This is a genomic window from Lutibacter sp. (assembly GCF_040883305.1).
GTDB lineage: Bacteria > Bacteroidota > Bacteroidia > Flavobacteriales > Flavobacteriaceae > Lutibacter.
Genome location: NZ_JBFLKT010000202.1, coordinates 1 through 4,254, shown reverse-complemented (window position 1 = coordinate 4,254; position 4,254 = coordinate 1). Strand labels below are relative to the sequence as shown.

The 4,254-nt window shown below is 31.1% G+C and carries 4 protein-coding genes; 3 read left to right on the top strand and 1 reads right to left on the bottom strand.

The features are described 5' to 3' along the window. The 3 genes from AB1Z17_RS06465 to AB1Z17_RS06455 all read left to right on the top strand — a co-directional run. On the top strand, window positions 1-591 hold a 591-nt coding region (locus AB1Z17_RS06465; protein WP_368050979.1), incomplete at its 5' end, for a tRNA methyl transferase PRC-barrel domain-containing protein. A 70-nt stretch (window positions 592-661) separates the two neighbouring features. Further along, the gene (locus AB1Z17_RS06460; protein ID WP_368050978.1) at window positions 662-2,866 is read left to right on the top strand and encodes a S8 family serine peptidase; all 2,205 of its coding nucleotides are present in this window, start codon (window positions 662-664) and stop codon (window positions 2,864-2,866) included. After that, entirely contained in the window at window positions 2,867-3,802 is a 936-nt protein-coding gene (locus AB1Z17_RS06455; protein WP_368050977.1) for an NAD(P)H-dependent flavin oxidoreductase, read from the top strand. A 218-nt stretch (window positions 3,803-4,020) separates the two neighbouring features. On the opposite strand, the gene AB1Z17_RS06450 is transcribed toward AB1Z17_RS06455, so the two are convergent. Further along, the coding region (locus AB1Z17_RS06450) for a hypothetical protein (protein WP_368050976.1) at window positions 4,021-4,254 on the bottom strand (234 nt) is incomplete at its 5' end.

Here is a 4,254-nt window from a genome sequence, read left to right as displayed (position 1 = left end):
TGTTTTATAGGAAAGGTTCGTTTACCGGAATTTTTACAGCAAAAGTTAGAACCAAAAGAAGGTGTAATAGTTCAAATCCCCGAAGATTCTCCATTATTCAACCGAAAAATTCAACCTTTTAATTCAAAAGAAGACGAACTCGCATTTTATGCTACAAAATATAAATATACAATTACCGATGGTAAAATTGTAGGAAAACATCAAGGAGCTCATTATTTTACAAAAGGTCAACGCAAAGGTTTGGCTGTTGGTGGTACAAAAGAACCGTTATTTGTTATTGATACAGATGTTGTAGAAAATGTGATTTATACAGGTGAAGGAAAAAATCATAAAGGTTTATACAGAAATGTATTGTTTGTTTCTAATGTAGAATTGCATTGGGTCCGAACAGATTTAGCTTTAAATAATGGAGAGCATTTAAAAGTTAAAGCAAGAATACGTTATAGACAAGCATTAGAAGAAGCTACTTTATACAAAGTTGAAACTGGACTTTATGTTGAGTTTAACAATAAACAATCTGCCATAACAGAAGGTCAGTTTGTAGCTTGGTATATAAATGATGAGCTTCTAGGTTCAGGGGTAATAGCTTAGTTAAATAATTTGTATTGCATTATTTTATCATTAAAATTTTGTATTTTTAATATGTAATAATTTATAAATTTTGAAAAATACTATTTTTACTTTTTTGTTTTTATTTTCAATTTCAAGTGTTTTTTCGCAGGTGGAAGATGCTTGGGTATATTTTAAAGACAAACCAAATGAAGCTTCGTTTTATGGTGCTCCGTTAACTATGTTAAGTCAACGATCTTTAGATAGGCGAGTACGTTATAATATTGCTTTAGACATTAAAGATGTTCCTATAGAATCAACCTATATTTCAGCTATTGAGAATGCGTCTGGAATTACTGTTTTAGCAAAATCTAAATGGTTAAACGCATTGCACATTCAAGGAACAAAAAATGATATAGATGCTTTGTTAAATTTAGAATTAGCAAATTTTTTAATTGTTGAGTCTATTGAGTTTGCCAATCGATCTTTAAATGGTTCTAAGCCAGTTATAAGTTCTAGGGAATTTCCCGAAATTAAAAAAAAGCACTTAGAAACTACTACAGATTTTACTTACGGAAATGCCGAAAATCAATTATTAATGTTAGGAGGCACAACCTTACACCAAAATAATTTTACAGGGGCTGGAATGCAAATAGCCGTGCTAGATGCTGGTTTTCCAAATGTAAATACAATGCTGGCATTTAAACGAATTAGAGAGAACGGACAAATTTTGGGTGGCTACGATTTTGTAGAAAGAAGTACTAATTTTTATGGAGGTAATTCACATGGAACTTCAGTTTTATCAACAATTGTAGGCTATTTAGAAGATGGAGTTAATGGAGCAACTAAAAGTTTTGTGGGTACAGCACCAGATGCTAATTTTTATTTATTTAGAACAGAAAACTCACCAGTTGAAGTTAAATTAGAAGAAAGTTTATGGGTAGAAGCTGCTGAAAAAGCGGATAGTTTGGGTGTTGATGTTATAAATACTTCCTTAGGATATTCAGTTTTTTTTGATAATCCAGATCATAATTATAATTACTCAGATATGGATGGGAAAACTACTTTTATATCTCGAGGCGCTGAAATTGCTTTTTCTCGTGGAATGATACTGGTCAACTCCGCAGGAAACGAAGGAAATGATAGTGCTTGGCCTTATATTAATGCCCCCGCAGATGCGCCATCAGTGTTAACAGTCGGTGCTGTAAATGCTTCAGGAAATATTGCAACGTTTAGCTCTTTTGGTCCAACTTCAGACAATAGAATTAAACCAGATGTTTGTGCTCAAGGGCAAGCTACTGCATTAATTAACACATCAGGAAGCGTTGTTACAGGAAATGGAACTTCCTTTTCATCGCCTGTTTTGGCAGGTGTTGTAGCTTGTTTATGGCAAGCTTTGCCAGATAAAACGAACGCAGAAATTACACAATTAATAAAAGAATCGGCACATTTATTTCCATCATCTACAAATCAAGAAGGTTATGGTATTCCAAACTTTAAATCAATTTTTGAAGCTAATTTTGTTGATGATAATGATATTGATGGAGATGGAATTGAAAATTCGGTTGATTTATGCCCAAATTCCCCAATTGGAACTGTTGTAGATGAAACAGGTTGTTTTTATATGCCTTCAAATAATTTTAATATTGAAGTGATTAGCGAAACCTGTATCGATAAAAATAATGGGAAAATTAATATTTCTGCCACCATACCTTATAATTATACTGCAAGTATTAATGGAACAAATTATTTGTTTACTAATGAAAATGCTTTATCTCTTACAAATTTAGCTGTTGGAGCGTATGAAATTTGTATTTCCATAGAAAATCAAGATTTTAATCAGTGTTATAATGTTAATGTTGCACAAGGCGAAACTGTTTCAGGAAAAGTTGAAGTTACTTCAAAATCAGCTTTAATAGCATTATATAAAGGAACACCTCCGTTTACAATTTATTTAAATGGAATAGAAAAAATAAAAACATTGAATAAGACTTTTGAATTACCTGTAAAGCGCGGTGATTTAATTGAAGTAAAAACAAGTGTAACTTGTGAAGGTGTATTATCAAAAGAAATTAATTTTGAAAACTTGGTAAGTCTTTATCCAAATCCAATTTCAAATGTTGTGAACTTTAATTTTCCAATTGATATAACGGGTATTAATGTTACTATTTACAATGTTTTAGGAAGTGTTATTTTTGAAAGTAAAATACTAGAATCAAATCCTAAAGCAGATATTTCTTCCATAGTAAAAGGATTGTACATTTTACAAGTTACATATAACAATGAGCTTTTGGCATTTAAAATTCTTAAAAATTAAATGAAGAATACGATTACAGAGTTATTTGATATAAAATATCCATTAATTCAAGCAGGAATGGTTTGGAATAGTGGTTGGAGATTGGCTTCTGCAGTTAGTAATGCAGGCGGTTTGGGTTTAATTGGAGCGGGTTCTATGTATCCGGCAGTTTTAAAAGAGCACATTCAAAAATGTAAAAAAGCCACAAATAAACCATTTGGAATAAATGTACCAATGTTATATCCTAATATTGAAGAAATTATGCATATAATCGTTGAAGAAGGTGTTGAAATAGTATTTACTTCAGCAGGAAATCCAAAAACATGGACTCCTTTTTTAAAAGAACACGGAATTACAGTAGTACACGTTGTAAGTAGTGTGAAATTCGCATTAAAATCTGAACAAGCTGGTGTTGATGCAGTTGTTGCAGAAGGGTTTGAAGCTGGTGGACATAATGGAAGAGAAGAGACTACAACCTTTACCTTAATTCCAATGGTTAAAGAAAAATTAACTATTCCTATTATTGCTGCTGGAGGAATTGCTTCTGGAAGAGGAATGTTGGCTGCAATGGTTTTAGGAGCAGATGGTGTTCAAATTGGCAGCAGATTTGTGGCAAGTAACGAATCTTCGGCACACATTAACTTTAAAAATGAAGTGGTAAAAACTCAAGACGGTGACACACAATTAACACTCAAAGAATTGGCACCAGTTAGATTGATAAAAAATAAGTTTTATACAGAACTTCAAGAATTATATCAACATAATCCAACAGTTGAACAGTTGAAAGATAAATTGGGTAGAGCAAGAGCTAAAAAAGGAATGTTTGAAGGCGATTTAGAAAATGGAGAATTAGAAATTGGTCAAATAGCGGGTTTAATACATGAAATAAAACCTGCAGATGCAATTGTTAGAGAAATTATTGACGAATTTAATTTAGTAAAAAATAGTTTCTGCTAAATAAAGGTTTTATAGTAAGTTTAAAATACTTATTACAGTATTAATCCTAAATAATATAGAAGTGTTGATGTTTTTTTAGTATAAGTAGTTGGTTATCAGTGGTTTAAATTAAATTAGTATAAAGTTAAACCTCGAAAATAAGCTGAAACTCAATAAACGAGGTTCAATTAAATATGTAAATTCTTTAGAAAACGTTAACCTATATATCAATTACAAAGTTATATTTTAATAAACCATTTACCATCTATTTTAACGAGTCTTGCATCTTCTTTTTCAGAGTCTCCATTTTTAAAATTCACAGTATAAATTACTTTTGCTCCGTTTACATCTTCATCTATGGTTTCTTTATCTATTACAATATTTTTTAGACCATCTTTCGATTCAAATTCTTCTTTAACCACCATACCAAATAGACCTTCCATTTTTTTAGCTTCTTCTTCAGAAAACTTTTT